The sequence below is a fragment of the Bacillota bacterium genome (genome assembly GCA_040754675.1).
Classification (GTDB): Bacteria; Bacillota; Limnochordia; order Limnochordales; family Geochordaceae; genus Geochorda.
In genome coordinates this window covers 1-13827 of the sequence record JBFMCJ010000051.1, presented here as the reverse complement: position 1 = coordinate 13827, position 13827 = coordinate 1, and the positions used below count along the sequence as shown (strand labels likewise).

At 67.6% G+C, this 13827-nt stretch carries 14 protein-coding genes; 6 read left to right on the top strand and 8 right to left on the bottom strand.

From position 1 onward, the window contains the following. The 8 genes from nuoL to AB1609_04955 all read right to left on the bottom strand — a co-directional run. Positions 1–1510, bottom strand: a 1510-nt coding sequence (gene nuoL / locus AB1609_04990; protein MEW6045826.1) for an NADH-quinone oxidoreductase subunit L, incomplete at its 3' end; no start/stop codon positions are given. A 10-nt stretch (positions 1511–1520) separates the two neighbouring features. Further along, complete coding sequence (nuoK, locus tag AB1609_04985) at positions 1521–1829, bottom strand: NADH-quinone oxidoreductase subunit NuoK (protein MEW6045825.1); 309 nt, start codon at positions 1827–1829, stop codon at positions 1521–1523. Then, entirely contained in the window at positions 1826–2368 is a 543-nt protein-coding gene (locus AB1609_04980; protein MEW6045824.1) for an NADH-quinone oxidoreductase subunit J, read from the bottom strand. Before AB1609_04980 ends, nuoK begins: the two co-directional genes overlap by 4 nt. Positions 2369–2376: 8 nt before the next feature. Continuing rightward, positions 2377–2859 carry an NADH-quinone oxidoreductase subunit I gene (locus AB1609_04975; GenBank protein MEW6045823.1) on the bottom strand — a complete coding sequence of 161 codons (483 nt, stop codon included), beginning with the start codon at positions 2857–2859 and terminating at the stop codon, positions 2377–2379. Between the two features lie 19 nt (positions 2860–2878). Next, complete coding sequence (gene nuoH / locus AB1609_04970; GenBank protein MEW6045822.1) at positions 2879–3916, bottom strand: NADH-quinone oxidoreductase subunit NuoH; 1038 nt, start codon at positions 3914–3916, stop codon at positions 2879–2881. Next, entirely contained in the window at positions 3917–5665 is a 1749-nt protein-coding gene (locus tag AB1609_04965; GenBank protein ID MEW6045821.1) for an NADH-quinone oxidoreductase subunit D, read from the bottom strand. Between the two features lie 62 nt (positions 5666–5727). Further along, complete coding sequence (locus AB1609_04960; protein ID MEW6045820.1) at positions 5728–6192, bottom strand: NADH-quinone oxidoreductase subunit B family protein; 465 nt, start codon at positions 6190–6192, stop codon at positions 5728–5730. A gap of 38 nt (positions 6193–6230) precedes the next feature. Then, entirely contained in the window at positions 6231–6530 is a 300-nt protein-coding gene (locus tag AB1609_04955; protein ID MEW6045819.1) for an NADH-quinone oxidoreductase subunit A, read from the bottom strand. Positions 6531–6792: 262 nt separating this feature from the next. Between AB1609_04955 and rimO the strand changes: the two genes are divergently transcribed. The 6 genes from rimO to thpR form a co-directional block, all read left to right on the top strand. After that, positions 6793–8166, top strand: coding sequence for a 30S ribosomal protein S12 methylthiotransferase RimO (gene rimO, locus AB1609_04950; protein ID MEW6045818.1), 1374 nt, complete (start codon positions 6793–6795; stop codon positions 8164–8166). Positions 8167–8333: 167 nt separating this feature from the next. Further along, a complete protein-coding gene (locus tag AB1609_04945) occupies positions 8334–8924 on the top strand; it encodes a hypothetical protein (GenBank protein MEW6045817.1) in 591 nt (196 codons plus the stop codon). Then, complete coding sequence (locus AB1609_04940; protein ID MEW6045816.1) at positions 8921–10429, top strand: AAA family ATPase; 1509 nt, start codon at positions 8921–8923, stop codon at positions 10427–10429. The genes AB1609_04945 and AB1609_04940 overlap by 4 nt, the downstream gene beginning before the upstream one ends. A gap of 35 nt (positions 10430–10464) precedes the next feature. Further along, positions 10465–11721 carry a competence/damage-inducible protein A gene (locus AB1609_04935; GenBank protein MEW6045815.1) on the top strand — a complete coding sequence of 419 codons (1257 nt, stop codon included), beginning with the start codon at positions 10465–10467 and terminating at the stop codon, positions 11719–11721. Further along, complete coding sequence (locus AB1609_04930) at positions 11708–13228, top strand: metallophosphoesterase (protein MEW6045814.1); 1521 nt, start codon at positions 11708–11710, stop codon at positions 13226–13228. Before AB1609_04935 ends, AB1609_04930 begins: the two co-directional genes overlap by 14 nt. Further along, the coding region (thpR, locus tag AB1609_04925) for an RNA 2',3'-cyclic phosphodiesterase (protein MEW6045813.1) at positions 13225–13827 on the top strand (603 nt) is incomplete at its 3' end. The genes AB1609_04930 and thpR, both read left to right, overlap by 4 nt.

The window sequence follows — 13827 nt, the reverse complement described above, 5'->3', positions numbered from 1 at the left end:
GTCCCGTGACCGTGGAACTGGGCTCGAGTTCGTGGAACTCCTCGAAGAAGACGAGGTGCCCGAAGGCGAAGTTCGAGAGCGGCGAGTTCCACAACCCGATGAGCGCCGCCGGAGCCGCCAGGGCAATCAGCGGCCAGGTCATCACCCTGGACGACTCGCGGGCGTGCTCGAAGAGATGCTCGTCTCTCGGCTTCCCGAAGAAGACCATCCAGGTGGCGCGCGTCACGTAGAAGGCCGTCAGCACCGCCGCCGCCGCTCCGATCCAGAACAGCGCCGGTGTAGACGACCGGTAGGCCGCAAGCAGGATCTCGTCCTTGCTCCAGAAGCCCGAGAACGGCGGGATACCCGCCAGCGCGGCCCCGCCGACCAGCCACGTCACCCCCGTGATGGGCATCCGCCGGAAGAGCCCGCCCATGCGGTGCATGTTCTGCTCGTGGTGGAGCGCGTGGATGACGCTGCCTGACGCCAGGAACAACAGCGCCTTGAAGAAGGCGTGGGTCGTGAGGTGGAAGAAGCCGGCGGTGTACGCGCCGACCCCGAGGCCCATGATCATGTAGCCGAGCTGGCTGACCGTGGAATACGCCAGCACCTGCTTGATGTCTTCCCGCACCAGCGCGATGGTCGCAGCGAAGATGGCGGTGAAGCCGCCGATCCAGGCCACCACCTGCATTGCCTCGGGCGCCGGCGCAAACACCCCGAAAGCCCGCGCCACCAGGTACACGCCCGCGGCCACCATGGTGGCCGCATGGATCAGGGCGCTGACCGGGGTCGGGCCGGCCATGGCATCCGGCAGCCACACGTGCAAGGGGAACTGCGCCGACTTACCCACGGCGCCGCCGAAGATCAGCACGGCGGCCAGAGTGAGGGTCGGCACCGAGATCTGCCCGTGCTCGATCGCCTCGAAGGTTTCCCGCAAGCCGAAGGCCCCGACCTCCCGGAACAGGAGGAAGATGCCCACCAGCATGGCGACGTCGCCCACGCGGGTGGTCAGGAAGGCCTTCATCGAAGCGTAGCGGGCCTCGGGCCGCTCGTAGTAGTGACCGATGAGGACGTACGAGGCGAGACCCACCAGTTCCCAGAACATGAACAGGAGCAGGAAGTTATCGGCCACCACCAGGCCCAGCATGGAGAACGTGAAGAACGACAGCATGGCGAAGTAGCGCTTGTAGCGCGCATCGCCTTCCATGTAGCCCACCGAGAAGACGTGAACGGCCAGGCTCACCGAGGTGACCACGACCAGCATGACCGCTGCCAGCGCGTCGAGCTGAAACCCAAAGGCGATGGGTAGCGACTCGCTCGAGGGTGAGCGAAAGACCGCCCACGTGAAGCTGCCGGCTGCCCCCCGGCCCCCGATCACCGAGGCCAGGATCCCGAGGGACAGAAGCCACGCCGCCCCTACCGCCGCAATGCCCAACCAGTCGCCCTGCCTCGGGAGGCGCCGGCCCCAGAACGTCAGCACCAGCGCGCAGGCGCCTGGAATCACCGGAACCAGCCAGCCAAGTTGCGCCATAAGCTCCCCATTACCCCTTCAGCAGGTGGATCTTGTCCACGTCGATGTCGGTCCGGTTGCGGGCGATGATGAGGAAGATGGCGAGTCCCACCGCCGCCTCCGCGGCCGCCACGGTCATGACGAAGATGGCCAGCACCAGCCCCCTGGGCTGGTCCGGGTGCAGATAGCGCGAAAAGGCCACCAGATTCAGGTTGACCGAGTTGAGCATGAGTTCGATGGACATCAGGATCCGCACGGCGTTGTGCAGGCTCAGCGCGCCGTACAGCCCCAGCCCGAACAGAAGAGCGCTCGTCGCCACCACCCAGCTCAGCGGAATCAACGTTCCTTAGCCCCTTCCCGCATCGACAGCACCACGGCGCCCACCAGGGCCACGAGCAGCAGCACGGAGGCCACCTCGAAGGGCAGCGCGTACTGGGTAAACAGCAGCTCGCCGATGGAGGCCGTCACGTTTTCAGAAGCAGGCGGCGCCTGGTCGGGCCAGGGCGCCCTCCAGGCGACCGCCCATAGCGCAGAGGTAAAGCCGAGCGCCGAAAGCAGGGGAAGCAGGCCCCGCCTCGGCGAGAGCACCAGCGAGGCGAGGCGTTTCCACCACGGCTCCACGCCGGGGGCCCGCAGGTCCCGGATGTCCGACAGCATGATGCCGAACAGGATCATGGTGGTGATGGCCCCGACGTAGATGAGGATCTGGGCCGCCGCCAGGAAGTCGGCGTCCAAAAGCAAGAACAGCCCGGCCATCCCCACGAAGGCGGCGCCCAGCCACAGCGCCGAGTGCATCAGCTTGGGCGCCACCACCACGCCGTAGGCGGAGATGAGGGTCACCGCTGCCAGGATGATATACCCGAGTTGCGCCCCGTTCATGGCACCGCTTACCCTTCCGTCTTGACCCCGTAGTTGATGATGGGCGTCTTCTGGGGACGCCCGAGCTGCTGGAGCTTCTCCTTGTCGTAAACCAGGGACGACAGGTCGTACTCGGCCAGCTCGTAATGGTCCGACATGGCGATGGCCTCGGCCGGGCAGACCTCGGCGCAAAGTCCGCACAGCATGCAGCGGCTCGCGTCCAGGTTGAACTCGTCCAGCACCTTCTTGCGGGTCTGATCGTCCCGGTGCCACCTGATCTCGATGATGTGGACCGGGCAGATCTTCTCGCACAGCTCACAGACGATGCACTTCAACACGCCGTTGTCGTCGGAGAGCAACACCGGGATCCCGCGCGTCCCCGCCGGCATGTTGTGGCGCTCGTCCGGGTACTGCAGCGTGATGCGGGGGCGGAAGAGCATGTGTTTGATGGTGACGCTCATGCCCACCGCGGTGTTCCACAGCGCCGTAGCCATCATGCGGAGCGTCTTCACACCACTCCACCCCCACTGCTCACTTCACCAGGAGGTAAACCCCGGTCACGCCGAGATTGACGAGCCCCAGGGGAATCAGCACCTTCCAGCCGAGGTTCATCAGCTGGTCCACACGGATGCGCGGCAACGTCCACCGCAGCCACATGGCCAGGAATATGAGGATGTAGGTCTTGATCATGAACCACGCGAAGCCCGGAAGCCACGGCCCGCTCCACCCCCCGAAGTACAGGGTGGCAGCGATGGCGGAACTGGAGAACAGATTGGCGTACTCGGCCAGGAAGAAGATGGCCCACCGCATGCCGCTATACTCGGTGTTGAAGCCGGCCACCAGTTCCGACTCGGCCTCGATGAGGTCGAACGGGGCCCGGTTGGCCTCGGCCAGCGCCGCGACGTAGTAAACGAGGAAGCCGATGGGCTGAAGCCAGATGAACCAACCCATCCGTTGCTGTGCGGCCACGATGTCGTTGAGGCTCAACGAGCCGGCCAGCATGACCACCGCAACGGCGGCCAGCACCAGCGGCACCTCGTAACTGACGAGCTGGGCGGCCGAGCGCAGAGCCCCGAAGACCGACCACTTGTTATTGGATCCCCAGCCGGCCATGAGGAACGACGGCACGCCGACCGACGTCATGGCCGCCACGAACAGGATGCCGATGTTGAGGTCCTGGACCACCATCCCGTCGCTGAACGGCAAAACCACGTAAATGAGCAGCGCCGGCGCAAACGTCACCACCGGGGCCAGCGCGAAGACCCACCTGTCCGCGGCTGACGGGATGACGTCCTCCTTGAAGAGGAGCTTGAGCGCATCGGCGAGCGTCTGCAAAAGCCCGTACGGCCCCGTACGCATGGGGCCGAGGCGGTTTTGCATCCAGGCGCTGACCTTGCGCTCGAGCCAGATGAGGAAGAGCACGTTTACCGTGATGAACGCCAGGATGAGCAGGAACTTGACCAGTGCCGCCAGCACCGCCAGCAGTCCCAGGGGCCAGCCGCTTTTCTCGAAATACTGGTAAACCAGGTCGTACCACTGCGTCGGGGGGGCAATGACCCCGGGCACCATCTAGCGGTCCACCTCTCCCAGCACGATGTCGATGGATCCGACCACGGCCACGACGTCGGCAATCAGCAGGTTGCGAGTAAGCACGGGGACAAGCTGGAGATGGACGAAGGATGGGGCCCGCCAGTGGACCCGCCACGGCCGGTCGTTCTGGCCATCGCCCACCAGGTAGACGCCCACCTCGCCCCGAGGCCCCTCGACGCGGCTGTACGCGTCGGCTTCCGGCGCCTTCCAGCGGCGCGGCGTCTTGCCGACGACGTCCCCCTCGGGCAACCCCTCGAGAGCCTGGCGGGCGACGCGGACGCTCTGCCGCATCTCCTCCATGCGGACGGTGTACCGGTCGAGGACGTCACCGCTCTCGCCGACGGGAACCGCAAACTCGTACTTCTCGTAGCCGGAGTATGGGTGCGCCTTGCGCAGGTCGTACGGTACCCCGGACGCCCGCAGCGTCGGGCCACTTGCTCCCAGGGCCACGGCCGCGTCGGGCGGCAGCACCGCGACGTTGCGGGTGCGGGCCTGGAAGATCGGGTTTCCGGTCAGAACGGCATGGAAGTCGTCCAGGCTCTTCGGCAGGTCATCGAGGAACTTGCGAATCTGGCGGTCCACTCCGGCCGGCAGGTCGTTGCGCAGGCCGCCGATGCGTACGTAGTGGTACATCATGCGGGCGCCGGAAATGGTTTCGAAGATGTCGAGAACCTTCTCGCGCTCCCGCCATGCCCAGAGGAACGGCGTGATCGCCCCGAGGTCCAACGACATGGTGCCGAACCACAAAAGGTGGCTCGCGATGCGCCCGAGTTCGGCGGCTAGAACCCGGATGGCCTGCGCCCGGGGCGGCACCTCCACCTCGAAGAGCTGTTCCACGGCCAGGCAGTACGCCAGCTCGTTGGTCATCCCCGCCAGGTAGTCGGTGCGGTCGGTGTACGGGATGACGCTCGGGAAGGGAAGCCCCTCCGCTATCTTTTCGAAGCACCGGTGGAGGAACCCGACGTCCGCCTCGCACTCCAGGATGCGCTCGCCGTCGATTTGGGCCAGCAACCTCAGCACGCCGTGGGTGCTCGGGTGCTGGGGCCCCATGTTGACGATCACGCCGGAGCGGGGCGTGTACGTGTCCGGGACCTCCAGTACGGCTCGAACCGGTCCGGCTGGCTTTTCTCCCCCCGCGACGGCACCATCGCCCGAGATGTCAAAAGTGGTGGTGTTGACCTTGTCCGGCCGATACGTCTCCCGGGTCTGCCGCTGGCGGGGCAGCCTGCGGTCGACGTAGTCCTTGCGAAGCGGGTGCCCCACCCAGTTCTCCTTCAGGAGGATGCGCCGGAGGTCCGGGTGGCCCTCGAAGTGCACGCCCATCAGGTCCCACGCTTCACGCTCGTGCCAGTTGGCGGTCGGCCAGACCGGCGTCACGCTGGGAACCCGGGCGTCGTCGCGGGGGCAGCTCGTATAGACCGCCATCTGCTGCCCTCCGGAAAGCGCTTCCAGATGAAGAACGACGTCGAAACCGTCCGCACCGCGGTCCACCGCCGTGAGGTTGCTCAGGTAGTCGAACTTGAGTTCGTCACGGGCAAAGCGCGCCAGTTCGGCAAGCTGTTCCCTGGCGAGCCGGACCCGAATCCAGCCCGAAGGCAGCGCCTCGGCCTCGACGCCTTCGAACCGGCCCTGGAGGCTTTCGACGATCTGCTCTGGCGTGAGGATACCCGGTACCCTCGATGAGTCCAGCGAAACCACCGGTGAAGAAGACGATGTCGAAGACGCCATCTACCGCAACCCCCTGTGCCGCACCGTCGTACGCAAGCTCCCGGCCCCTGAGGCCTGCTATCTTAGCCGCGAACGGGGATGACCAGGCCCTCCTTCGCGATCTTCTCCTGGAGCTTCAGCACGCCGTGCAGCAGCGCCTCAGGGCGCGGCGGGCATCCGGGGACGTACACGTCCACGGGGACCACCAGGTCCACGCCGTCCACCACGTTGTAGGAGCCCCAGTACGGGCCCCCGTTCACCGCGCAGACGCCCATGGCGATGACCCACCGGGGCTCGGCCATCTGGTCGTACAGGCGCTTCACGACGTCTGCCATCTTTTCATTGACGGTACCGGCCACGATCATGAGATCGGCCTGCCGCGGCGAGGCCCTGAAGATCATCCCGAACCGGTCGAAGTCGTATCGGGACGCGCCGGTTGCCATCAGTTCGATGGCGCAGCACGCGATGCCGAACAGCATGTACCACAGAGACGACTTGCGGCTCCAGTTGATGACCTTGCGGAGATTGGTCAGCACGATCCCCGGCATGGGGCCGGTCTCTGTGGTAACGGGCAGCGGCGCGCTGCCTACACCCACTGCAGCACCCTCCTCTTCCAGGCATATACCAGCCCGACCACGAGGATGAACAAGAAGATCGCCATCTCAGCCAGGGCAAACCACCCTAGCCTCTGGAAGATCACGCCCCAGGGGTACAAGAAGACCGTCTCTACGTCGAAGATGACGAAGATCAGGGCAAAGATGTAGTAGCGGATGTGGAACCGGGTCTGCGCTTCGCCGACGGGAGGGGAACCACACTCGTAGACCGCGAGCTTTTGGGGGTAGGGATGGTGAGGTCGTAATAGTGATGACAATCCCCAAGTGACCAAAACGAAAAGAACGGCGGTGACGAAGAAGACCGCTACGTCGACGTACGGACTCAAGGCTGCATCCCCCCGTGCCCACCTCTCACGCACCAGACAGCCTCAAGCGCCCGATCTATCCTGCCCGACCCCATCCCGCGCGAGGCCACACGCATTATAGTCGCAACCAAAAACCAGCGTCAAGAAAGAGCGCGCCGTTGTCACGCTCACAGGCAAGAGGGTATAATTCGCCTGCCTTTCGAGAGCGGGAGGTGCGGGGATAGCGGAAGTGAGCGACACGCACGGCGCTGCGGTCGCCATTGTCTCGCTGGGATGCGCCAAGAACCTGGTGGACAGCGAGGTGATGGCCGGGCTCCTGCAGGAAGCCGGCTTCCGGCTCGTGCCCGACGCCGGGCGCGCTGACGTACTCATCGTCAACACGTGCGGCTTCATCGAGCCTGCGCAGCGGGAGTCCGTCGAGACGATCCTGCGGCTCGCCCGGGGCAAGAGGGAGGGCACGCTGAAGGGGCTCGTGGTGGCCGGCTGCCTGCCGCGGCGGTTCAACGCGCAGGAGGTGGCGCATGAGCTTCCGGAAGCCGACGCGGTGGTAGGGACGGCAGAGGTCCCCCTCATCGCCGACGTGGTGCGGGGCGTGCTGCGCGGCGAGCGCGTCGTGGTGGCGGACGAGGCACCCTCGTTTCTTTACCACCACCGCATGGCGCGGCTCCGTTCGACCCCCGGGCACCTCGCGTACGTAAAGGTTTCGGAGGGCTGCGTTCACCCCTGCGCGTTTTGCACCATCCCGAGGATCCGGGGCCCTTACCGCAGCCGCCCCATGGAGTCGATCCTGGAAGAGGTCGAACGCCTGGCGGCCGAGGGGGTGCGGGAGGTCGTCCTGATCGGGCAGGACACCAGCATGTATGGGGCCGATCTGTACGGGCGGCTGGCCATGCCGGAACTGGTCAGGAAGCTCGGCCGGACCGGCGTTCGCTGGATTCGCCTGCTTTACGCCTACCCGGCCCACGTCACTCCGGAGCTGATGGATGCCATGGCCGAGACGCCCGGCGTGTGCCACTACCTCGACATCCCCCTGCAGCACGCCTCGGAGCCGATCCTCAAGGCCATGCGCCGGTGGGGCAACCGGTCCGCTTACGAGCGGATCATCGCTGAGCTCCGCCGCAGGATGCCCGACGTGGCCCTCCGGACGACGTTCATCGTAGGCTTTCCCGGCGAGACGGAGAAAGACGTGGAGCAGCTCCTCGATTTCATGGAGGCGGCCGAGTTCGACCACGTGGGAGTCTTTCCCTACGTGCGCGAGGAAGACACGCCGGCCGCAGCGATGTCCGGTCAGATACCGGCCCGGGAGAAGCGCAGGCGCCGGGCGGCGGTCATGGAGTTGCAGCAGGAGATCCTGCCGAGAGTGCACGGGCGGCGGGCCGGAAGCCCCGTGTCGGTCCTCCTGGAGCGCCCGGATACCCGGCCGGGCTGGTGGATCGGGCGAACCGAGTACCAGGCCCCCGAGGTGGACGGCGTGACCCGCTTGCGGCTGCCCGGCGGCGCCCGGGGGCAGATCGTGGAGGCGAGGCTCGCACGTGCCGACGGGTACTACGACTTTCTAGCCGTGGCACAAGATCCGGTGTTGGGGGGTACGGGTAGGGCGTGATATAATCCCCGCGCGCTGCTCTGCCGCAGGCATCCGGCCAACGAGCGCGCAGGCACCTTAACGAGGGTTTGGGGGTTCTGAAGCGCCAGGGAGGGGCCGCCCCGCGCAAGAAGCGGCCCCTTCTTCGTTCTTCATCTATGGGGCGTGCAAACCGATGGCGCTGGCCGGTGGTGGCCGGCGCGTTCGTAATCAGCCTGGGCGTAATGGTGGGGGCGCAGCGCTGGCTCGCCGAGCAAAGGACGCAGCCCGCGCTCCTGGAACTCCAGCAGATACCGGGGGTCAGCCAGGCGTGGCTTTCGAGCGACGGGGGCGTCCGGTCCCTGTGGGTTGAGGTCTCGCCCGCCGAAGACCTGCCGGGGCTCGTCACGGCGCTTGAGCGCGTGGCCGCTTCCGGGCGGGTGGGCCGGGTGGACGAGGTGGTGCTGGTGGACCAGCGCACGCCCTCCCTGGTGGCCGCTTACAACCACCTGTCCCTGGCGCTGCAGGAGGGGGCGGTCTCAGGGGCGTTCACCGACATGGCCGACCGGGTGTATAGCGAGGCGAAGACGCTCGGGGTGCCCGAAAGCCGCGTCTACGTCGATTCGGGCAACGTCTACCTGCTCTTGAAGGATCGGGACGCCTTCCTCATCGAGGTGGTTCCCAGGCCCCTGCCGGCCGGCAGGGCCACCGTCACAGCGAAGCCTGCGCTGAGGGTGCGGGCGGGGGCCGCCGCGCCATATAGCAACCGGTCGCCGGTTGGGGCAGGTGGGAGCGGATGACCCGCGAGATCCTGCTGGGCCTTGGTGCTGCTGCCGCGGTCTTCGCCAGCTTGAACGGCGTCAACCTGTGGCCGCTGTTGGTACTGGTGGGGGCGCTGGCGGCGGTGCGGTACCTCTCCACGGACGGGCGGATTGTCGGGCGGCGCTTCGAGGTGCTGCAAAACGCCACCTCCTCGGAGGGAGCGCTGAGCTTCGATGACATCGGCGGGCAGGAGATGGCCAAGCGGGAACTCATCGAGGCCCTGGACTTCGTTCGCTACCCGGAACGGGCGCGCAGGCTGGGGATCCGGCCGCTGCGCGGCATCCTGCTGGCAGGGCCCCCGGGTACGGGGAAGACCATGATGGCGCGGGCCGCGGCCGGGTACACGGATGCAGCGTTCCTGGTGACCAGCGGATCGCAGTTCATCGAGATGTACGCCGGGGTGGGGGCGCAGCGGGTTCGGGAACTCTTCCGGCGGGCCAGGCAGCTGGCTCGCCAGCGCAAGAGCCGCACCGCCATCGTCTTCATCGACGAACTGGAGGTGCTGGGAGGGCAGCGGGGGCGCCATACGAGCCATCTGGAGTACGATCAGACGCTGAACCAGCTCCTGGTCGAGATGGACGGCATCGGGAGCCGCAGCGAGGACGTTCAGGTGCTGGTCATCGGGGCCACCAACCGGATGGACCTGCTGGATTCGGCGCTCTTGCGCCCTGGCCGGTTCGACCGCGTGGTGCGGGTGGACCTGCCGGACCGCCAGGCACGGCTGCAGATCCTCAAAATCCACTGCCGCAACCGCCCCCTTGCGGAGGATATCGACCTCGAAGAGTTGGCACGGGAGACGTTCGGCTTTTCGGGGGCTCACCTGGAAGCCGTGGTAAACGAGGCGGCCATCGTCGCTCTGCGGGCCGGGCGCGACCGCATCGAGGCTACCGACCTGCGGGACGCCATCGACAAGGTCATGCTCGGGGAGCGGCTCGACCGCAAGCCCACGCCCGAGGAGATGCGCCGCGTCGCGGTGCACGAGGCGGGCCACGCCCTGATCTCGGAACTCCTGCGTCCCGGCTCGGTGGCACAGGTCACGGTCACTTCCCGGGGGCAGGCCCTGGGGTACATGCGGCAGGCCGAACAGGACGACCACTACCTCTACACAGCCCGCCAGCTTGAAGACCAGATATCGGTGGCGTTGGGCGGCGCCGTGGCGGAGGACCTGGAACTGGGCGGCCGCAGCACGGGGGCGCTCAACGACTTCGACAAGGCCGCCGAACTGGCGCGCCAGATGGTCTACGCCGGCATGTCGCCCCTCGGCGTGGTTTCCCGCGAGCACCTCCCGGCCCGCCTCCTCCACGACGCGGTGGCATCCATCCTGGCCGCGCAGGAACAGCGCGTCCGCCAGCTCCTGGAGGCGTACCGGCAAGTGCTGGCGCAGGCCGGCCGCCAGCTTGCAGACATGGAGCGGCTGAGCGGCGACGAGCTGCGCGGATGGCTTCGCGGCCGGGTGAGCGCGGCGGGTACCGGAGCGGCCTGAAGCGGGGACGGGAGAGCCTGGGGGGAGTCAAGGCGATGCGGGCTGAGATCGTTTCCATCGGCACCGAGCTTCTCCTGGGACAGATCGTGGACACCAATGCGGCCTACATGGCTCAGAAGCTGAGCGAGATCGGCTATGACGCTCATTTCCGCCAGACGGTCGGCGACAACCACCGGCGGGCCGTTCAGGCCGTGGCGCTTGCCATCGAGCGCGCGGACGTGGTGCTGATATCCGGCGGTCTCGGGCCCACCGAGGACGATATCACCCGCGACGTCGTGGCGGCGGCGGTGGGGGCGCCCCTGGAGGTCTCTGAGGAGGCCGCGTCCCAGGTCGAGGATTACTTCCGCCGGCTTGGCCGGGAGATGATCCCCAGCCAGCGCCGCCAGGCGCTGATCCCGCAGGGAGGGCACGTCATACCGAACCGGCTCGGCACCGCTCCGGGCTTTGCGTGGGAGGGGCAGGGCAAGGCTGTCGTAGCGCTTCCCGGGGTGCCGAGGGAACTGCGCGCCATGATGGAGGGCTGGGTCATCCCGTACCTGCGCGAGAGGGCTCGCCGGCTTGCCGGGGTCGAAGGCATCGTCTTCTCCCGGACGCTGCGGTTCGTGGGCGTCGGAGAGGCTGCCCTGGAGCAGGTGCTCATCGACCTCATCCACCAGCGTGAGAACCCGACCCTGGCCACCTATGCGGGGACGGGCGAGGTGAGCCTGCGCATCACGGCGCGGGCCCGGGACGAGGGCGAGGCCCGGGCGCTCATTGCCCCGGTGGAGCGCGCCGTTTTGGAGCGAGCGGGCGCCTTCTGCTACGGCTTCGACGCGGATACCCTGGAGTCGGCGGTGGTGACGCTGCTTTCCCGCCGGAACTGGAAGCTGGCCGTGGCCGAGTCCTGTACCGGAGGGCTCGTGGGGGACCGGCTCACCAACGTGCCCGGCGTCTCCGCCTACCTTCTCGAGGACGTGGTGGCATACAGCAACGAGGCAAAGATCCATCGCCTTGGCGTTGACCCGGAGGTCATCCGCCTGCACGGCGCGGTCAGCGAGGCGTGCGCGAGGGCCATGGCCGAGGGCGTCCGGGGAACTTCGGGAGCGGATGCAGGGCTTGCCGTCACGGGGGTCGCGGGGCCTGGCGGCGGTTCGGCCGAGAAGCCGGTGGGCCTGGTCTTCATGGCCGTGGCACTGCCCTCGGGAACCCAGGTCGAGCGGCACCAGTTCGCCGGGGATCGCCTCCAGGTCAAGCAGCGGGCAGCGACGGCCGCCCTCGACCTATTGAGGCGGGGCCTGCTTGGAGCGGGGTGATCGGTTCGCCCGCCGGGCAAAGGCCTTGCGGCTTGCGGCGGCTGCCCTGCTCGGCGCAGCCCTGGCCGTCACCGCCTTGCCCGCCCGTTACGCGGGCGGCGCCGGCCTTGCCATCACCTTGAGCCTCCGGCTTCCGGCCAGTGGCCGCACGGTCGTGGAGCTTCCGCCCCTGGGCGAGGTGGACGCTCGCACCCACACCCTTCCGGTCGAGTTGCGCCTCAGGCTGGACAGGGTCGAACCGGCTGCCGTCCGGGTGCTGGCCGAGTCTCCGTCAAAAGATCAGTACAGGCGCCTGCAGGGGGAGACCGCCGGCTTCATCCGTGACTCCGCGCTGCGCTTCGGCGTTCGGCAGGCGGTCCTGGCGGGCCTCGGGGCAGCCGTCGCGCTCTACCTTGCGGGGGTTCGCCGCGTCATGCGCCTCGCCCTTGGCGGGCTCGCCGCCACCGGAGCCGTGCTGCTGCTTGCCTTCGGCACCCTGCGCCAGTTCGACGCGCAGGCCTTCAGCGCCCCTCGCTACCGGGGCGTCCTCGAGGCAGCGCCTCAGGTCATCGAGACGGCGCGCATGGGCGTGGAGGCGCTCGGCGACGTGGGGCGGAGGCTTCAGAAAGCCGTCAGTCAGCTGGCCAGCCTGTACCAATGGATGGAGACGGCGCCGCAGGGGCTTCCCCCCGACGCTGAACTCGTCGTGGCCCACGTTTCGGACCTCCACAACAACCCGGCGGGGTTCGACCTGGTGGAGGCCGTGGTGCAGCGTTTCGGGGTCAGCCTGGTGATCGACACCGGGGACATGCTGGACCTGGGCTCGTCGCTGGAACCGCTGATGCTGGACCGTATTCGAAACCTGGGCGTCCCCTACCTGTTTGCCGCCGGCAACCACGATACGCCCCGCCTCCTGCAGAGCCTCGAGAAGCTCCCCAATGTGAGGGTGCTGCGTGGAGAGCCCGTTGAGGTGGCCGGGCTCTGGATACTCGGGGTGGCGGACCCCGCTGCGTTCGGCGAAGACCCTGAGCCTCCGGGGCCCGAGGCTCTCCGGGAAGCTGGCGACCGGCTGCGTAAAGCTGCAGAGGCTCTCGAGCGCCGAACCGGTGGACGGCGGGCAGACATCATCGCGGTGCACAACGGCATCGTCGCCCGCGACCTGCCGCCGGGAATTGCCTCCGCTGTCATCTTCGGGCACGATCACAAGCTTTCGCTGGACGTACAGGACGGCACCGCCTACGTTGATGCGGGCAGTACCGGCGCAGAAGGGCTGAGGGGACTCGAGGGGTCGCGCCGGGCGGGGATGAGCCCGTTCTCCCTGGCCCTGCTGCGCTTCGACACCACCTCGGACAGGCCCCGCCTGTGGGCCGTGGATCGGCTCTCGCTCGACGGCGTGACCGGCGAGCTCTCGGTCGAACGCAGGCTGGTGGGGCTTGCCTCCACCTTCCCTGCCCGGGACGGTTCCGAACAAGGGGAAGGGGCAAGCCGCGTGGAACCGTTGGGGGCGGGAGCCGAACCGGCAAGGTGAAGGGAAGCGAAGGCGGAAAGGTCCGCACGTTCATCGCCGTCCTGATCGACGAACGGATGCGGCGGTGCGTGGAGACGTACACCGCCGAGGTCCGGGCGTCGCTCGAAGGGGCGGGCCATAGCATCCGATGGGTGAGCCCGGCGCAATACCACTTCACGCTGCGTTTCCTGGGCGAGCTTAACGAGGCTGAGCGCCGGCGGGTGTTCGACGCCGTCACCAGTGCTTGCCGCCAGGCCTCTCCGTTCGAACTGCGCCTGGGCGGGCTGGGCGGTTTCCCGGATCTCGATCGCCCTCGGGTGCTGTGGATCGGGGTGGAGCCACCCGGCGACGGGCTGCTGAACGAGCTGGCCGGCCGGGTGGAGCGGGCGCTCGTGGAGAGCGGCTTCGGGCAGGCCGACCGGCCCTTTTCCCCTCACCTGACCATCGGCCGCGTGCAGGAGCCTTGGGCACGGAAGACCAGCACCATGCTTGATTCGTTGTTGGACCGGCCTCTCAGCGGATGCGGCACCACCCGGGTCGACAGCGTGGTGGTGATGGCGAGCAAGCTGACCCCCAGGGGGCCGGTCTACACGCCCATGCTCGCCGTTTCGTTGGGAGCC